The sequence below is a fragment of the Variovorax sp. UC122_21 genome (assembly GCF_044056785.1).
GTDB lineage: Bacteria > Pseudomonadota > Gammaproteobacteria > Burkholderiales > Burkholderiaceae_C > Variovorax.
In genome coordinates this window covers 6,190,479-6,205,071 of record NZ_CP172004.1, presented here as the reverse complement: position 1 = coordinate 6,205,071, position 14,593 = coordinate 6,190,479, and the positions used below count along the sequence as shown (strand labels likewise).

Annotated in this window: 13 protein-coding genes and 2 pseudogenes; all 15 read left to right on the top strand. The window is 70.7% G+C overall.

Features of this window, described 5'->3' with window-relative positions:
- Positions 1-82: 82 nt before the first annotated feature.
- The 15 genes and pseudogenes from ACHMXE_RS41975 to ACHMXE_RS41905 all read left to right on the top strand — a co-directional run bounded on the left by ACHMXE_RS41975 (position 83) and on the right by ACHMXE_RS41905 (position 14,592).
- Complete coding sequence (locus ACHMXE_RS41975) at positions 83-937, top strand: M48 family metallopeptidase (protein ID WP_395349364.1); 855 nt, start codon at positions 83-85, stop codon at positions 935-937.
- Between the two features lie 230 nt (positions 938-1,167).
- Positions 1,168-2,889 (top strand): allophanate hydrolase, encoded by a 1,722-nt coding sequence (gene atzF, locus ACHMXE_RS41970; RefSeq protein ID WP_395349363.1) that lies wholly within the window; start codon positions 1,168-1,170, stop codon positions 2,887-2,889.
- 38 nt (positions 2,890-2,927) lie between these two features.
- Positions 2,928-3,929: an ABC transporter substrate-binding protein gene (locus ACHMXE_RS41965; protein WP_261215299.1), complete on the top strand. Its 1,002-nt coding sequence runs from the start codon at positions 2,928-2,930 to the stop codon at positions 3,927-3,929.
- A 4-nt stretch (positions 3,930-3,933) separates the two neighbouring features.
- Positions 3,934-4,764, top strand: a complete 831-nt coding sequence (locus ACHMXE_RS41960; RefSeq protein WP_203203761.1) for an ABC transporter permease — start codon at positions 3,934-3,936, stop codon at positions 4,762-4,764.
- Positions 4,761-5,594 (top strand): ABC transporter ATP-binding protein, encoded by an 834-nt coding sequence (locus tag ACHMXE_RS41955; RefSeq protein WP_203203762.1) that lies wholly within the window; start codon positions 4,761-4,763, stop codon positions 5,592-5,594. Before ACHMXE_RS41960 ends, ACHMXE_RS41955 begins: the two co-directional genes overlap by 4 nt.
- A gap of 14 nt (positions 5,595-5,608) precedes the next feature.
- Complete coding sequence (locus ACHMXE_RS41950; protein WP_395349362.1) at positions 5,609-5,830, top strand: DUF4089 domain-containing protein; 222 nt, start codon at positions 5,609-5,611, stop codon at positions 5,828-5,830.
- Positions 5,827-6,507 (top strand): annotated as a pseudogene (locus ACHMXE_RS41945) (amidase family protein); the annotation flags it as partial. The gene ACHMXE_RS41950 and the pseudogene ACHMXE_RS41945, both read left to right, overlap by 4 nt.
- A gap of 97 nt (positions 6,508-6,604) precedes the next feature.
- Entirely contained in the window at positions 6,605-7,255 is a 651-nt protein-coding gene (locus ACHMXE_RS41940; RefSeq protein ID WP_395349361.1) for an amidase family protein, read from the top strand.
- A 22-nt stretch (positions 7,256-7,277) separates the two neighbouring features.
- A complete protein-coding gene (gene hpxZ / locus ACHMXE_RS41935; RefSeq protein ID WP_395349360.1) occupies positions 7,278-7,664 on the top strand; it encodes an oxalurate catabolism protein HpxZ in 387 nt (128 codons plus the stop codon).
- A 63-nt stretch (positions 7,665-7,727) separates the two neighbouring features.
- Entirely contained in the window at positions 7,728-8,846 is a 1,119-nt protein-coding gene (locus ACHMXE_RS41930) for a BMP family ABC transporter substrate-binding protein (RefSeq protein ID WP_209540463.1), read from the top strand.
- A gap of 117 nt (positions 8,847-8,963) precedes the next feature.
- Positions 8,964-10,040, top strand: coding sequence for an ABC transporter permease (locus ACHMXE_RS41925; RefSeq protein ID WP_057592789.1), 1,077 nt, complete (start codon positions 8,964-8,966; stop codon positions 10,038-10,040).
- On the top strand, positions 10,037-10,960 hold the full coding sequence (locus tag ACHMXE_RS41920) for an ABC transporter permease (RefSeq protein ID WP_395349359.1): 924 nt from the start codon (positions 10,037-10,039) through the stop codon (positions 10,958-10,960). The genes ACHMXE_RS41925 and ACHMXE_RS41920 overlap by 4 nt, the downstream gene beginning before the upstream one ends.
- A 43-nt stretch (positions 10,961-11,003) precedes the next feature.
- Positions 11,004-12,005 (top strand): formamidase, encoded by a 1,002-nt coding sequence (locus tag ACHMXE_RS41915; RefSeq protein ID WP_296798172.1) that lies wholly within the window; start codon positions 11,004-11,006, stop codon positions 12,003-12,005.
- The gene (locus ACHMXE_RS41910) at positions 12,002-12,712 is read left to right on the top strand and encodes a cysteine hydrolase family protein (RefSeq protein WP_395349358.1); all 711 of its coding nucleotides are present in this window, start codon (positions 12,002-12,004) and stop codon (positions 12,710-12,712) included. The genes ACHMXE_RS41915 and ACHMXE_RS41910 overlap by 4 nt, the downstream gene beginning before the upstream one ends.
- A gap of 313 nt (positions 12,713-13,025) precedes the next feature.
- A pseudogene (locus ACHMXE_RS41905) lies at positions 13,026-14,592 on the top strand (ABC transporter ATP-binding protein).
- Position 14,593: the final 1 nt, after the last annotated feature.

Sequence of the window (14,593 nt, the reverse complement as noted above, 5' to 3'; positions counted from 1 at the left end):
CGATTGTCCATGAGCGCCGCGCCTGCCGGCCGCCGGGTCATCCACCAAGACGTCTTCATTTGTTCCTATCATCCGGCCCCATATGTGCACACGCTGCGATCGCTTTGCCCCGGTTCCCTCCCATGCCTCGGCCTGGCAGCCGCGGCGCGCCTTCCTGCTGGCCGCGGCCGGCGCGGTGCTGAGCGGGCCGGCGCTCGCGCAGGTCGACGTCGGCAATGCCTCGGTGGCGCGCAACCTGGTGCCGGCCGACCGCATCGAGGCCGCGGGCGGCCAGCAGTACGGCGAACTGCTGCAGCAAGCGCGCGCCAAGAACGCGCTCGCGGGCGACGGCAATCCGCAGCTGCAGCGGCTGCGCGCCATCGCCAACCGGCTGATCCCCTTCGCCACGCCCTGGAACAGCCGCGCGCGCCAATGGAAGTGGGAGGTCAACCTGATCGGCAGCAAGCAGATCAACGCCTTCTGCCTGCCGGGCGGCAAGATCGCCTTCTTCACCGGCATCCTCGAGCAGCTCAAGCTCACCGACGACGAGGTCGCGATGGTGATGGGCCACGAGATGGCCCATGCGCTGCGCGAGCATGCGCGCGCCCGCATGGCCAAGAGCGCGGGCACCGGCGCCGCGCTCTCGATCGGTGCGCAGCTGCTCGGCCTGGGGCAGGTCGGCGACCTCGCCGCGCGCGCGGGCACCCAGCTGCTCACGCTCAAGTTCAGCCGCGGCGACGAGACCGAGGCCGACCTCGTCGGCCTGGAACTCGCGGCGCGCGCCGGCTACGACCCGAAGGCCTCGGTGTCGCTGTGGAACAAGATGGCCACGGCCTCGAAGAACCAGGGCGGGCTGAGCTTTCTCTCGACCCACCCGAGCGGGCCGGACCGGATCGCCAAGCTGCAGGCGAATCTGCCGAAGGTGGAGAACCTGTACCGGGACGCCAAGAAGAGCTGAGGTCTTCCTCCTTCCCCCTCTGGGGGAAGGCCGGGATGGGGGCTCCGGGCGGTGGATGCGGTCTGCGCTGTTGAAAGGCCCGGTGCCCCCACCCCAACCCTCCCCCAGCGGGGGAGGGAGCACATACATAGATAGCTGACCGACCGACGCCGCAGGCGCGTCGGCAGCGGCCCGCGCGCGCTGGCACGCCGCTTGCATCTCGACTTGTACACAAGTTTGGATGCCTGATCATGGTGCATGACGAGAAAGACCCGGCCGCCGCGGCGTGGATCCTGCGTTTCGCGCAGCCGCTGACGCGCGAGAACGACGAGACGCGGGAAGCCACGCCCGCTTCCACCGCCGCCCCCGCCCCGCTCGCGGGCCTGCGCTTCGCCGTCAAGGACAACATCGACGTCGCCGGCGTCCCCACCACCGCCGCCTGCCCGGCCTTCGATCGCCTGCCGGCCGTCCATGCGGCCGTGGTGCAGCGGCTGCTCGATGCCGGTGCGTCGCTGCTCGGCAAGACCAACCTCGACCAGTTCGCCTGCGGCCTCAACGGCACGCGCTCGCCCTATGGCGAGGTCGGCAATGCCTTCGATGCGCGCTATGTCTCGGGCGGCTCGAGTTCGGGCTCGGCCCGCGTGGTCGCCACCGGCGAGGCCGACTTCGCGCTCGGCACCGACACGGCCGGTTCGGGCCGCGTGCCCGCGGGCCTCAACAACATCGTCGGCCTCAAGCCCTCGCGCGGGTTGCTGAGCACCGTCGGCGTGGTGCCGGCCGCGCAGAGCGTCGACTGCGTCTCGATCTTCGCGCGCACGGTCGCGCTCGCGGTCGAGGTGCTGCAGGCCGCGCTCGGCTTCGATGCGCGCGATCCCTATTCGCGCGACATCGCGCTCGATGCCAGGCCCTTCCCCGCCGCCTTCCGCTTCGGCGTGCCCGACCGCCTCGCCTTCTTCGGCGACACGCTCGCCGAGGCCGCCTTCGCCGATGCGCGCCGGCGCCTCGAGGCCCTGGGCGGCACGGCCGTCACCGTGCCCTTCGCGCCGCTGGCCGAGGCCGCCGCGCTGCTCTACGACAGCGCGCTGGTGGCCGAGCGCTATGCCGCGGTGCGCGCCTTCTTCGACCGCCACGAGGCCGAGGTCGTCGAGCCGGTGCGCGGCATCCTCGCGCAGGGCCGCGGCTACAACGCGGCCGACGTGTTCGAGGCCCAGACCCGGCTGCGCGCGCTCGCGCAGCAGGCCGAGCCGATGTGGCGCGACATCGACGTGCTGCTGGTGCCCACCGCGCCCACGCACTACACGCGCGACGCGATGCGCGCCGACCCGGTGGCGCTCAACCGCAACCTCGGCGCCTACACCAACTTCGTCAACCTGCTCGACTACGCCGCGCTCTCGGTGCCCAGCAGCCTGCGGCCCGATGGCCTGCCCTTCGGCATCACGCTGATCGGCCGCTGCGGCAGCGATCTCGCGCTGGCCGAACTGGGCCAGCGCTACCACCATGCCACCGGCCTCGCGCAGGGCGCGACCGGCGAGCCGCTGCCCGCGCCGCGGCCGATCCCTGGCCTCGCACCAGTGCCGGCCGCGACGCTGCCGATCGCGGTGGTCGGCGCGCACCTCAGTGGCATGCCGCTCAACGGCCAGCTCACCGAGCGCGGCGCCGTGCTGCGCGAGGCCATCCAGACCGCGCCGCGCTACCGCCTGTACGCACTGCCCGGCACCGTGCCGCCCAAGCCCGGCCTGCAGCGCAGCGCCGAGGGCGGCGCCGCGATCGCGCTCGAGGTGTGGGACCTGCCGCTGGCCGAGGTCGGCGGCTTCCTCGCGCTGATCCCCGCGCCGCTGGGCCTGGGCAGCGTCGAGCTGGCCGACGGCCGCTGGGTGCACGGCTTCATCTGCGAGGGCCATGCGCTGGCCGGCGCCGAAGAGGTCACGCGCCATGGCGGCTGGCGCGCCTACCTCGCGAGCCGCACCGCCTGAATCCCTGTTGTCTTCGAACCCCGACCGAGGAGTCTTCCATGTCCATCTCCGACCTTCCTTCCTCCGCTTCGCGCCGACAGGTGCTGCAGGCCGGCGCCGCCGGCCTCGCGGTGCTCGCCGCGCCGGCGATCGTGCGCGCCCAGGCGGCACCGAAGATCCGCGTCGGCTTCTGGCCGGTGGCCGCGGGCCTGCCCTTCTTCGCAGCGGTCGAGCGCGGCTTCTTCAAGGAAGCGGGGCTCGACGTGGAACCGCAGAAGTTCGCGGGCGCGCAGCAGGTGATGGAAGCCATGCTCGCGGGCCGCTGCGACGGCAGCGCCAACGGCACCGGCTCGGCCAACCTCGCGATCGGCGAGATCGCGCAGCCGGGCCTGTTCAAGATCTTCTGCACCAACCCGAGCAACGCGAAGTTCGTGCTCGACGAGTTCATCGTCGCCAAGGACAGCCCGATCAAGGCCATGGCCGAGCTCGCGGGCAAGAAGGTGGCCTCGGGCCCGGGCATCCAGAACGTCACGCTGTGCAAGACCATGCTCGAGCGCGCGGGCGCCAAGGGCGTGTCGGTCAGCGAGCTGCCGATCGGCCAGCACGTGGCCGCGCTGGTGGCGGGGCAGGTCGATGCCTGCTACACGCTCGAGCCCACCGGCACCGTGGGCCGCATGAACGGCACCACGCGCGTGCTCGAGGCCGGCGTGGTCGCGCGCTACATCCTCGGCGACCCGATGGCGCCCTGGCACGGCGGTGCCGCCAGCCTCACGACCGAGTTCCTCAAGAAGAACCCCGACGCCGCGAAGAAGTACATCGCCGCCTATGCGCGCGGCGTCGAGCTGGTGCGCAGCCAGCCCGACGAGGCGCGCCAGTACATGAAGGGCTACACCGCCATCGAGGGCAAGCTCACGGCCGAGGTGCCGCTGGCCTCGTACATGCTCTACAACGAGTTCAAGCCCAGCGACGTCGCCTACTTCCAGAAGTTCTACGACCTGTTCACCGAGAAGGGGATCTTCGAGAAGAAGGTCCTGGTGGACGGCCTGCTCTACAAGGCCTGACGCCATGGCCGACAGCAGCACCACCGCTTCGCCCTGGGCGCCGCCCGCGGGCAACGCCGCCGCCTCCGCGGCACCGAAGGCGCCCGCCTGGGAGCGCTGGCTGCCGGCCATCGGGCCGGTCGTCCTGTTCATCGTCTGGGACCTGGTGGTGCGGCTCGGCTTCATCAAGCCGATCCTGCTGCCTTCGCCGGCCGACACCGTGGCCGCGCTCATCACCGGCCTGGCCGGCGGGCCGCTGCTGCTCGACTTCGCCGTCACCGTGTGGCGCACCGTGCAGGCCTTCGCCATCGCCGCCATCGTCGGCATGCCGCTGGGCGTGCTGCTGGGCAGCAACGAGCGCGCCTACCGCAGCGTCGAGTTCCTGATCGACTTCTTCCGCTCCACGCCCTCGTCGGCGCTGATCCCGCTGTTCCTCTTGATCTTCGGCGTGTCCGACATCAACAAGGTGGCGATCGCGGCCTTCGGCGCGCTGCTGATCGTGGTGTTCAACAGCGCCTACGGCGTCATCAACGCGCGCAAGCAGCGCGTGATGGCAGCGCGCGTGATGGGCGCCTCGCGCTGGCAGATCTTCAAGGATGTGCTGGTGTGGGAGAGCCTGCAGCCCAGCTTCGTGGGCCTGCGCTCGGCGGTCTCGATGGCGCTGGTGATCGTGATCGTGGCCGAGATGTTCATCGGCTCCGACAACGGCCTGGGCCACCGCATCATCGACGCGCAGCAGGTGCTCAACGTCAAGAGCATGTATGCGGCGATCCTCGCGGCCGGCGCACTGGGCTACGTGCTCAACATCCTCTTCCTCGTGGCCGAGCGCCGCATCGTTCACTGGAGCGGTCGATGAAAGCCACGCCCGACATCGTCGTCAACGGCCCGGTGTATGCCGACGTGCCCAAGCCGGTGTTCAAGCCCGGCCCGGCCGGTACCCACATCACCATCCGCGGCCTCACCAAGTACTTCGCGGGCTGGCCGCTGTACGAGAACTTCGACCTCGACATCCCCAAGCACCGCATCGTCTCGGTGTTCGGTCCCAACGGCTGCGGCAAGTCCACGCTGATCAACATGATCGCGGGGCTGATCCCCATCGACAGCGGTGAGATCCTGTTCGACGGGAAACAGCGCAAGGACACCAAGATCGGCTACGTGTTCCAGAACTACCGCGAGGCGATGTTCCCGTGGATGCGCACCATCGACAACATCGCCTATCCGCTGAAACTGGAAGGCCGCAGCAAGGCCGAGGTCGATCGCCGCATGGAGGAGCTGGTCGCTTCCTTCGACGTCAAGTTCGACCTCAAGCGCTTTCCCTACGAGCTCTCGGGCGGCCAGCAGCAGACCGCGTCGATCATGCGCGCGCTCGCGCCGAACCCCGAGGTGCTGTTCCTCGACGAGCCCTTCTCGGCGCTCGATTTCGAGATGACGCTGTTCATCCGCGAGAAGCTGCAGGAGGTGTTCATGCAGACCGGCACCACCATGCTGCTGGTCTCGCACGACCTCGAGGAAGCCGTGTATCTTGCCGACGAGGTGCTGCTCTTGACCAAGCGCCCGACCAAGGTGGCCGAGATCCTGCGCTACGGCGATGCGCGCCCGCGCACGGTCGAGACCCTGAGCACCGAGAGCTTCGTCGCGATGAAGAAGCTCAGCCTCGACATCTTCCAGCGCGAAGTGCGCCGTTGAGAGGGGACGACGCGATGACGCCCGAACAGATCGAACGTCACGTCGACGCGGCCGCGGCCGCGGCCGCGCTCGGCCTCCCGCTCTCGCCCGCCCACCGCGAGGGCGTGCTGCGCTACTTCGCACTCGCGGCCGGCTTCGCGGCCACCGTCGAGGCGGTGCCGCTGTCGGTGCATGACGAGGCCGCGGTGCAGTTCGTGCCCGTGGCACCGGCTTCGCCCTCGGAGGCCGGCCGATGAACGCCGCCAGCCTGATCGCCAGGGACGCGAGCGCCATGGCCGAGGCGGTGCGCCGCGGCGAGGTCAGCGCGAGCGCGCTGGCCGAGGCCAGCCTCGCGCGCATCGAGGCCACCGACGGCCGCGTCAACGCCTTCACCGCCGTGCTGCGCGAACGCGCGCTGCGCCGTGCCGCGCAGGTCGATGCCTCGCTGGCTTCGACCACGGCCGAGCGCACGCGCGAACTGCCGCTGCTCGGCGTGCCCTTCGCGGTCAAGAACCTGTTCGACATCGCGGGCATCGCCACCCTGGCCGGCTCGAAGATCGAGCGCGAGGCCGCGCCCGCGAATGCCGACGCGCTGCTGGTGCGCCGGCTCGAGCGCGCGGGCGCGGTGCTGGTCGGCGCGCTCAACATGGACGAGTACGCCTACGGCTTCACCACCGAGAACAGCCACGAGGGCCCGACGCGCAATCCGCACGACCTCTCGTGCATCGCGGGCGGTTCCTCGGGCGGCTCGGGCGCGGCCGTGGCCGCGGGGCAGGTCGCGCTCACGCTGGGCTCGGACACCAACGGCTCGATCCGCGTGCCGGCCTCGCTGTGCGGCGTGTTCGGCCTCAAGCCCACCTTCGGGCGGCTGCCGCGCAGCGGCAGCTATCCCTTCGTCTCGAGCCTCGACCACCTCGGGCCCTTCGCGCGTTCGGCGCGCGACCTCGCGCTGGCCTACGACGCGATGCAGGGGCCGGAGGATCCCCGCCGGCCGGCGCGACCCCGGCTGCACGCAGCGCGCGGTCGAACCGGTGGCGCCGCTGCTGGTGCGCGGCACGCAGGGTTTGCGCATCGGCGTGCTCGGCGGCTACTTCCGCGCCAACGCCGGTGCCGAGGCCACCGCCGCGGTCGACCGCGTGGCCGATGCGCTGGCCGCGCACGCCAGCGTCGAACTGCCGCTGGTCGAGGCCGGCCGCGCGGCCGCCTTCCTGATCACCAATGCCGAAGGCGCGGCGCTGCACCTCGACGACCTGCGCCGCCGCGCGCACGACTTCGAGCCGCTGTCGCGCGACCGCTTCCTCGCGGGCGCGCTGCTGCCCGCCGCCTGGATCGCGCGCGCCCAGCGCGTGCGCCGCGCCTATGCCGAGGCGGTGGCGCGCGTGTTCGGCCGCTTCGACGTGCTGCTCGCGCCCGCCACGCCCAGCGCCGCCACGCCGGTGGGCGCCGAGCGCTTCGAGATCAACGGCCAGAGCCTGCCGGTGCGGCCCAACATGGGGCTGCTGACGCAGCCGATCTCGTGCATCGGCCTGCCGGTGTGCAGCGTGCCGGTGTGGGGCGCGCATGCGCGGCTGCCGATCGGCGTGCAGCTGATCGCTGCGCCCTGGCGCGAAGACCTGGCGCTGCGCGTGGCCGCGGCGCTCGAGGACGCGGGCGTAGTGCGCGCGCCCGTGGCCACCCTTTGACGACCGACGGACATCCCGCTTCATGACCACTCCCGAGATCAACCTGCCCGACGTGCTCGCCGAAGTCGAGGCCGTGTTCGCGCGCTACGAGCACGCGCTGGTGCACAACGAGGTCGAGGTGCTCGACGAACTGTTCTGGGCCAGCCCGACCACGCTGCGCTATGGCGCGACCGAGAACCTCTACGGCTACGAAGCGATCCAGGCCTTTCGCGCATCGCGCCCCGCGCAGGGGCTCGCGCGCGCGCTGCTGCGCGTCGTCGTCACCACCTACGGCCGCGACTTCGCGACCGCCAACTGCGAGTTCCGCCGCGAAGGCAGCGAACGCACCGGCCGCCAGAGCCAGACCTGGATGCGCACGGACCAGGGCTGGCGCGTGGTCGCCGCGCACGTGAGCCTGCTCGGCGCCTGAGAACACGTTCCGACGCAGGGCCCATTTCTTGCACCCCCACCTCCACCCTCCCGAAAGCACAGCATGACGAGCCAACCCAATCGCCGCGATTCCCTCAAGACCCTGGCCGCCCTCGGCGCGGCCGGCACCCTCGGTGCGCTGAGCCCCTTCGCTCGCGCGCAGGCCAAGCCGCTCACCGTCGGCGTGATCTACGTCGGCGCGCGCGACGACTACGGCTACAACCAGGCACACGCGCAGGCCGCGGCCGAAATCAAGAAGCTGCCCGGCATCAAGCTGGTGGAAGAGGAGAACGTGCCCGAGACCGCGGCCGTGCAGAAGACCATGTCGGGCATGATCGCGCAGGACGGCGCCAAGCTGCTGTTCCCGACCTCCTTCGGCTACTTCGATCCGCACATCCTGGCCGTGGCGCCCAAGAACCCCGACGTGCGCTTCTCGCACTGCGGCGGCCTCTGGACCGAGGGCAAGCATCCGAAGAACGTCGGCAGCTTCTTCGGCTACATCGACGAGTGCCAGTTCCTCAACGGCGTGATCGCCGCCCACATGACGAAGAGCAACAAGATCGCCTTCGTCGCGGCCAAGCCGATCCCGCAGGTGCTGCGCAACATCAACGCCTTCACGCTGGGTGCGCGCTCGGTCAAGCCGAACATCACCTGCAGCGTGATCTTCACGGGCGACTGGTCGATGGCCGTGAAGGAGGCCGAAGCCACCAACAGCCTGGCCGACCAGGGCTGCGACGTGTTCACCATGCACGTGGACGGCCCCAAGGTGGTGGTCGAGACGGCCGCCAAGCGCGGCAAGATGGTCTGCGGCTACCACGCGAGCCAGGCCAAGCTCGCGCCGAACGCCTACCTCACGGGCGCCGAGTGGAACTGGCTCACCGCCTACAAGACTGCGATCGAGGCCGCGCAGACCGGCAAGCCGCATCCCAACTTCCTGCGCGGCGGCCTGAAGGAAGGCTACGTGAAGATGTCGGCCTACGGCCCGATGGTGCCGGACGCCGCGAAGAAGCAGGCTGACGACATCAAGGCGAAGATGATCGCGGGCAGCTTCGACATCTTCAAGGACGGCATCAAGGACAACAAGGGCGCGGTGGTGGTGCCCGCGGGCAAGGTGCTCAAGCAGACCGACCTCGAGCTCGAGAAGATGAACTACCTGGTCGAAGGCGTGCTCGGCTCCGTCTAGCAATGTTGGCCCCCCGGCTTGCCACTGCGTGTGCTTCGCCACCCCCCGAGGGGGAGGCTCGGCCCGCCTTGGGGCGGCCCGGCGGCGGCCGATTCTCCCCCTTTCGAGAAAGCGGTCATGCGTAGCGCATTCAAGGAATTCGCCCTCCCGGTCTTCGCCATCGCGGCGGCGCTGCTGGTCTTCGGCCTGGTCGTCGCCTTCGCGGGCGTCGATCCGGTGGAGGTCTGGACCACGCTGTTCAAGGGCGCCTTCGGCGACTGGTTCTCGTGGCAGAACACGCTGCAGCGCGCGGCGCCGCTGATGCTCACGGCCCTGTGCGTGGCGCTGCCCGCGCGCGCCGGGCTGATCGTGATCGGCGGCGAGGGCGCGCTGGTGTTCGGCGGCCTGGCCTGCGCGGCGCTCGCGCATGCACTGCCTCTGCCCTCGGGCGTGGCCGGCATCACGCTGCTGTGCATCGCGGGCGCGGCGGTCGGCGCGCTGTGGATCATGCTCGCGGGCTGGCTGCGCCAGTACCGCGGCATCAACGAGACCATCAGCAGCCTGCTGCTGGCCTACATCGCGATCGGCATCTTCAAGCACCTGGTCGAAGGGCCGCTGCGCGATCCCGCGAGCCTCAACAAGCCCTCGACCCACACCTTGCCCGACGGCCTCTTGATCGGCGGCATCGGCGGCTCCGACGTGCACTGGGGCCTGGTGGTCGGCATCGTCGCCTGCCTGGGCCTCGCGGCCTGGCTGCGCGCCACGCCTTCGGGCTTCTCGGTGCGCGTGGTGGGCGGCAACCCGCGCACCGCGCAGCTCGTGGGACTGCCGGCCACGCGGCTGATCCTCGGTGCCTGCGGCCTCGGCGGCGCCTGCGCGGGCGTGGCCGGCGCGATCGAGGTGGCGGCGGTGCACACCAACGCCAACGCCTCGCTGATCGCGGGCTACGGCTACGCGGGCATCCTCGTTTCCTTCATCGCGCGCCACAACCCCGCGGCCATCGTGCCGGTGGCGATCCTGTTCGGCGGCTTCGGCGCCGCGGGCAGCCTGCTGCAGCGGCGCGTCGGTCTGCCCGATGCCTCGGTGCTGGTGCTGCAGGGCATCGCCTTCGTGCTGATCCTCGCGAGCGAGGGGCTGCGCACGGTCAACTGGAAGAAGTTCGGTGATCGCATGCTGCCCGAAGCCAAGAGCTACGACAGGAGTTCCGTTGCATGACCGCCGACCAGTGGATCGCACTCGTGGCCGGCATCGTCGGCGGCGCGCTGCGCGTGGGCGCGCCTTTCCTGTTCGTGAGCCTGGGCGAATGCCTCACCGAGAAGTCGGGCCGCATCAACCTCGGCCTCGAGGGCGTGCTGGTGCTGTCGGCCATGGCGGCCTTCGGCGGTGCCTACCTCACAGACTCGGCCTGGCTCGGCGTGCTGATCGGCGCGACGGCGGGCGCGGCGCTCGCGCTGCTGCACGGGCTCTTGTGTTCGCTCGACCGCGTCAACGACGTGGCCACCGGCATCGCGCTGATGCTGCTGGGCACCGGCCTGGCGTTCTACCTCGGCAAGCCGCTGATCCAGCCGCAGGCACCGCAGATTCCCGCGATCCCGCTGGGCTTCTGGAGCGACAACCCGGTGGTGCGCTCGGCGCTGCAGCTCAACGCGCTGGTGCCGGTAGGCCTGGCGCTCGCGCTGCTGCTGTGGTGGAGCTTCGCGCGCACGCGCATCGGCCTCTTGGTGCGCATGGCCGGCGATTCGGCGCAGGCCACGCGCGCGCTCGGCTATTCGGTGTCGGGCCTGCGCATCGCGGCCACCACCGCGGGCGGCTTCATCGCGGGCCTCGGCGGCGCGTCGCTCACGCTGTTCTATCCGGGCAGCTGGAACGAGGGCATCTCCAGCGGCCAGGGCCTGATCGCGGTGGCGCTGGTGATCTTCGCGCGCTGGAGCCCGCTGCGCTGCGTGGGCGCGGCCTTCCTCTTCGGCGGCGCGGGCGCCATCGGTCCCGCGCTGCAGTCGATCGGCATCGGCTGGGGCTACCACCTCTTCAACACCGTGCCCTACGTGCTCACGCTGGCGATCCTGGTGCTGACCTGCCGTCCCGGCAGCGCGGCCGCGGGCAGTCCCGGCGAGCTGTCGGCCACTAGGAACTGAGCTTCGACATGACCCCTGAACCCATCACACAAGGACATCGCCCATGAGCGGCCTCGGCGGACTCAACAAATCGGCCAACGGCGTCGTCGTTGGCCTGGTGCAGCTGCAGCTGCCCAACGTGAAGACACGCGCCGAGCTCGCGGCCCAGACCGCGCGCATCTGCGAGCTGGTGGGCAAGGCCCGCCGCAACCAGTCGACCATGGACCTGGTGGTGTTCCCCGAGTACGCGCTGCACGGCCTCTCGATGGACACCAATCCCGAGATCATGTGCACGCTCGACGGCCCCGAGGTCGCGGCCTTCAAGCGGGCCTGCATCGAGCACCGCATCTGGGGCTGCTTCTCGATCATGGAAGCCAACCCGCGCGGCAACCCCTACAACAGCGGGCTGATCATCGACGACCAGGGCGAGATCCGGCTCTACTACCGCAAGCTGCATCCGTGGGTGCCGGTCGAGCCCTGGGAGCCCGGCAACCTCGGCGTGCCGGTGTGCGACGGCCCCAACGGCAGCAAGCTCGCGCTGATCATCTGCCACGACGGCATGTTCCCCGAGATGGCGCGCGAGGCCGCGTACAAGGGCGCCGAGATCATCCTGCGCACGGCCGGCTACACCGCGCCGATCCGCCATGCCTGGAAGATCACCAACCAGGCCAACGCCTTCTGCAACCTCGCGTACACGGCCAGCGTGTGCCTGAGCGGCAGCGACGGCAGCTTCGACTCGATGGGCGAGGGCATGTTCTGCAACTTCGACGGCACCGTGCTGGTCGAGGGCGGCGGCCGCGTCGACGAGATCGTCACGGCCGAGCTGCGGCCCGACCTGGTGCGCGAGGCGCGCACCGGCTGGGGCGTGGAGAACAACATCTACCAGCTCTACCACCGCGGCTACGTGGCGGTGAAGGGCGGGGCGCAGGACTGTCCCTACACCTACATGCGCGACATGGCCGCGGGCACCTACCGACTGCCCTGGAGCGCCGAGGTGAAGGTGACCGACGGCACGCCTTGCGGCTTCGCGCCGCCCGAACGCAGCTACGCAGGACCCGAGCAATGAGCACCACCGACACCGCCGCCGTGCAGCGCCACGTCGCGGCCGAACCCTATGCCTGGCCCTACAACGGCGCGCTTCGGCCCGACAACACGGCGCTGATCGTGATCGACATGCAGACCGACTTCTGCGGCAAGGGCGGCTATGTCGACGTGATGGGCTACGACCTGTCGCTGGTGCAGGCGCCGATCCAGCCGATCGCGCGCACGCTTGCGGCGCTGCGGCCGCTGGGCTATCACGTGATCCACACGCGCGAGGGCCACCGGCCCGATCTCGCCGACCTGCCGGCCAACAAGCGCTGGCGCTCGCGCCAGATCGGCGCCAACGGCGTGGGCATCGGCGACGACGGTCCCTGCGGGCGCATCCTGGTGCGCGGCGAGCCGGGCTGGGAAATCATTCCCGAGCTCGCGCCGCTGCCCGGCGAGACCGTGATCGACAAGCCCGGCAAGGGCTCGTTCTATGCCACCGACCTCGAGCTGATCCTGCGCACGCGCGGCATCGAGAACCTGATCCTCGCGGGCATCACCACCGACGTCTGCGTGCACACCACCATGCGCGACGCCAACGACCGCGGTTTCGAATGCCTGCTGCTGTCGGACTGCACGGCGGCGACCGACCATGGCAACCATCTCGCGGCGCTCAAGATGATCACGATGCAGGGCGGGGTGTTCGGGGCGCATGCTTCGTCGCAGGCTTTGCTGGCGGCGGTATGAGCGCGGATCTTCTCTGTCGACGGCCGGGGCGCGATCACGCCACTGGGGTGCCTTGCTCCGCGAATGTCCCCCGGCCTTCGGCCTCCTCCTTGATTTCGCTGCGCAAGGCACCCCAGCGACGTGATCGAGGGGCGCTGCGGTCGTGCCGGCCGCGCCACCGCTGCGCTCCTCGTGCACAGGGCGTCGGGTACTCCCCGCAGCGAAATCAAGGAGGAGCCGAAGGCGGGGGACATTCGCGGAGGGGAGTACCCGGCGGCCTGTGCACGCGCCCCGAACGAAGCCTCTCGGGCGTCAAAGAAGCTGGAGCACGGACATGAGCACCCACGCCATCGGCGGCCTCCCCCCAGGCACCGGCGCCCTCGCGCTCGACACCTACCGCCTCACCAAGCGCTTCGGCGCCTTCACCGCGATGGACAGCGTGACCCTGCGCGTGGAACCCGGCAGCGTGCATGCGCTGCTCGGCGAGAACGGCGCGGGCAAGAGCACGCTGGTCAAGTGCGTGGCCGGCTTCCAGCGCGCGGAGGAGGGCAGCATCCTGATCGACGGCCGCGAGCAGGACATCGCCAACCCGATCGTTGCGCGCGCGCTCGGCATCGGCATGGTCTACCAGCACTTCACCCTGGCGCCGGGCATGACCGTGGCCGAGAACCTGCTGCTGGCCGGCGGCCGCACGCCCGCGGTGATCGACTGGAAGGCTAAGCGCGCCGAGCTCGAGGCCTTCCTGGCCACCACGCCGTTTCGCCTCGACCTCGATGCGCGGCCGTCCGAACTGGCCGCGGGCGAGAAGCAGAAGCTCGAGCTGCTCAAGCAGCTCTACCTGAAGCCGCGCCTGCTGATCCTCGACGAGCCCACCTCGGTGCTCACGCCGCAGGAGGCCGACGAGGTGCTGGGCCATGTGCGCGAGTTCGCGCGCAGCGGGCTATGCACGGTGCTGATCATCACGCACAAGTTCCGCGAGGTCATGGCCTATGCCGACGGCGTGACGGTGCTGCGGCGCGGCAAGGCCGTGCATCACGGCCGCGTGGCCGACACCAGCCCGGCGTTGCTCGCCGCGACCATGATGGGCGCGCAGGAGACTGCCGCGGCCCCCGCGCAGGCAGTCGCTTCCACGCGGCGCGCGCCGGCCGCCGATGCACCCGTCGCGCTCGAGGTCGAGGGCCTGCGCGCGCTCGGCGACCGCGGCACGCTCGCGCTGCACGACCTGAGCCTGTCGGTGCGCGCGGGCGAGATCCTCGGCGTGGCGGGCGTCTCGGGCAACGGCCAGCGCGAACTGGTCGAGGCACTGGTCGGCCAGCGCCCGCGCCTCGCGGGCCGGGTGCGCGTGATGGGCGCGCCCTACCGCGCAAGCCGCGCCGAGAACCGCGAACTCAAGGTGCGCAGCCTGCCCGAGGAGCCGCTGCGCAATGCCTGCGTGGGCGACTTGAGCGTGGCCGAGAACATGGCGCTGCGCGACTTCGATCGAGCGCCGCTCGCGGCCGGCGGCCTGCTGCGCTTCTCGCGCTGGCGCGCACGGGCGCGCGAATGGATCGCCGAGTACGGCGTGAAGACCCAGGGCGAGGGCGCGCCCATTCGCAGCCTCTCGGGCGGCAACGTGCAGCGCGCCGTGCTCGCGCGCGAACTCGCGGGCGAGATCAACGTGCTGATCGCGGCCAACCCTGTGTTCGGCCTCGACTTCGCGGCCGTGGCCGAGATCCATGCGCGCATCGTGCAGGTGCGCGAGAAGGGCGGGGGCGGTGCTGCTGGTCAGCGAGGACCTCGACGAGCTGCTCGAGCTGTCGGACCGCATCGTCGTCATGAGCGAGGGCCGCGTGGTCCACGAGACCGCCGCCGCGGGTGCCGAGCGGCACGTGATCGGGGCGCACATGGGCGGCGGCCACTAGA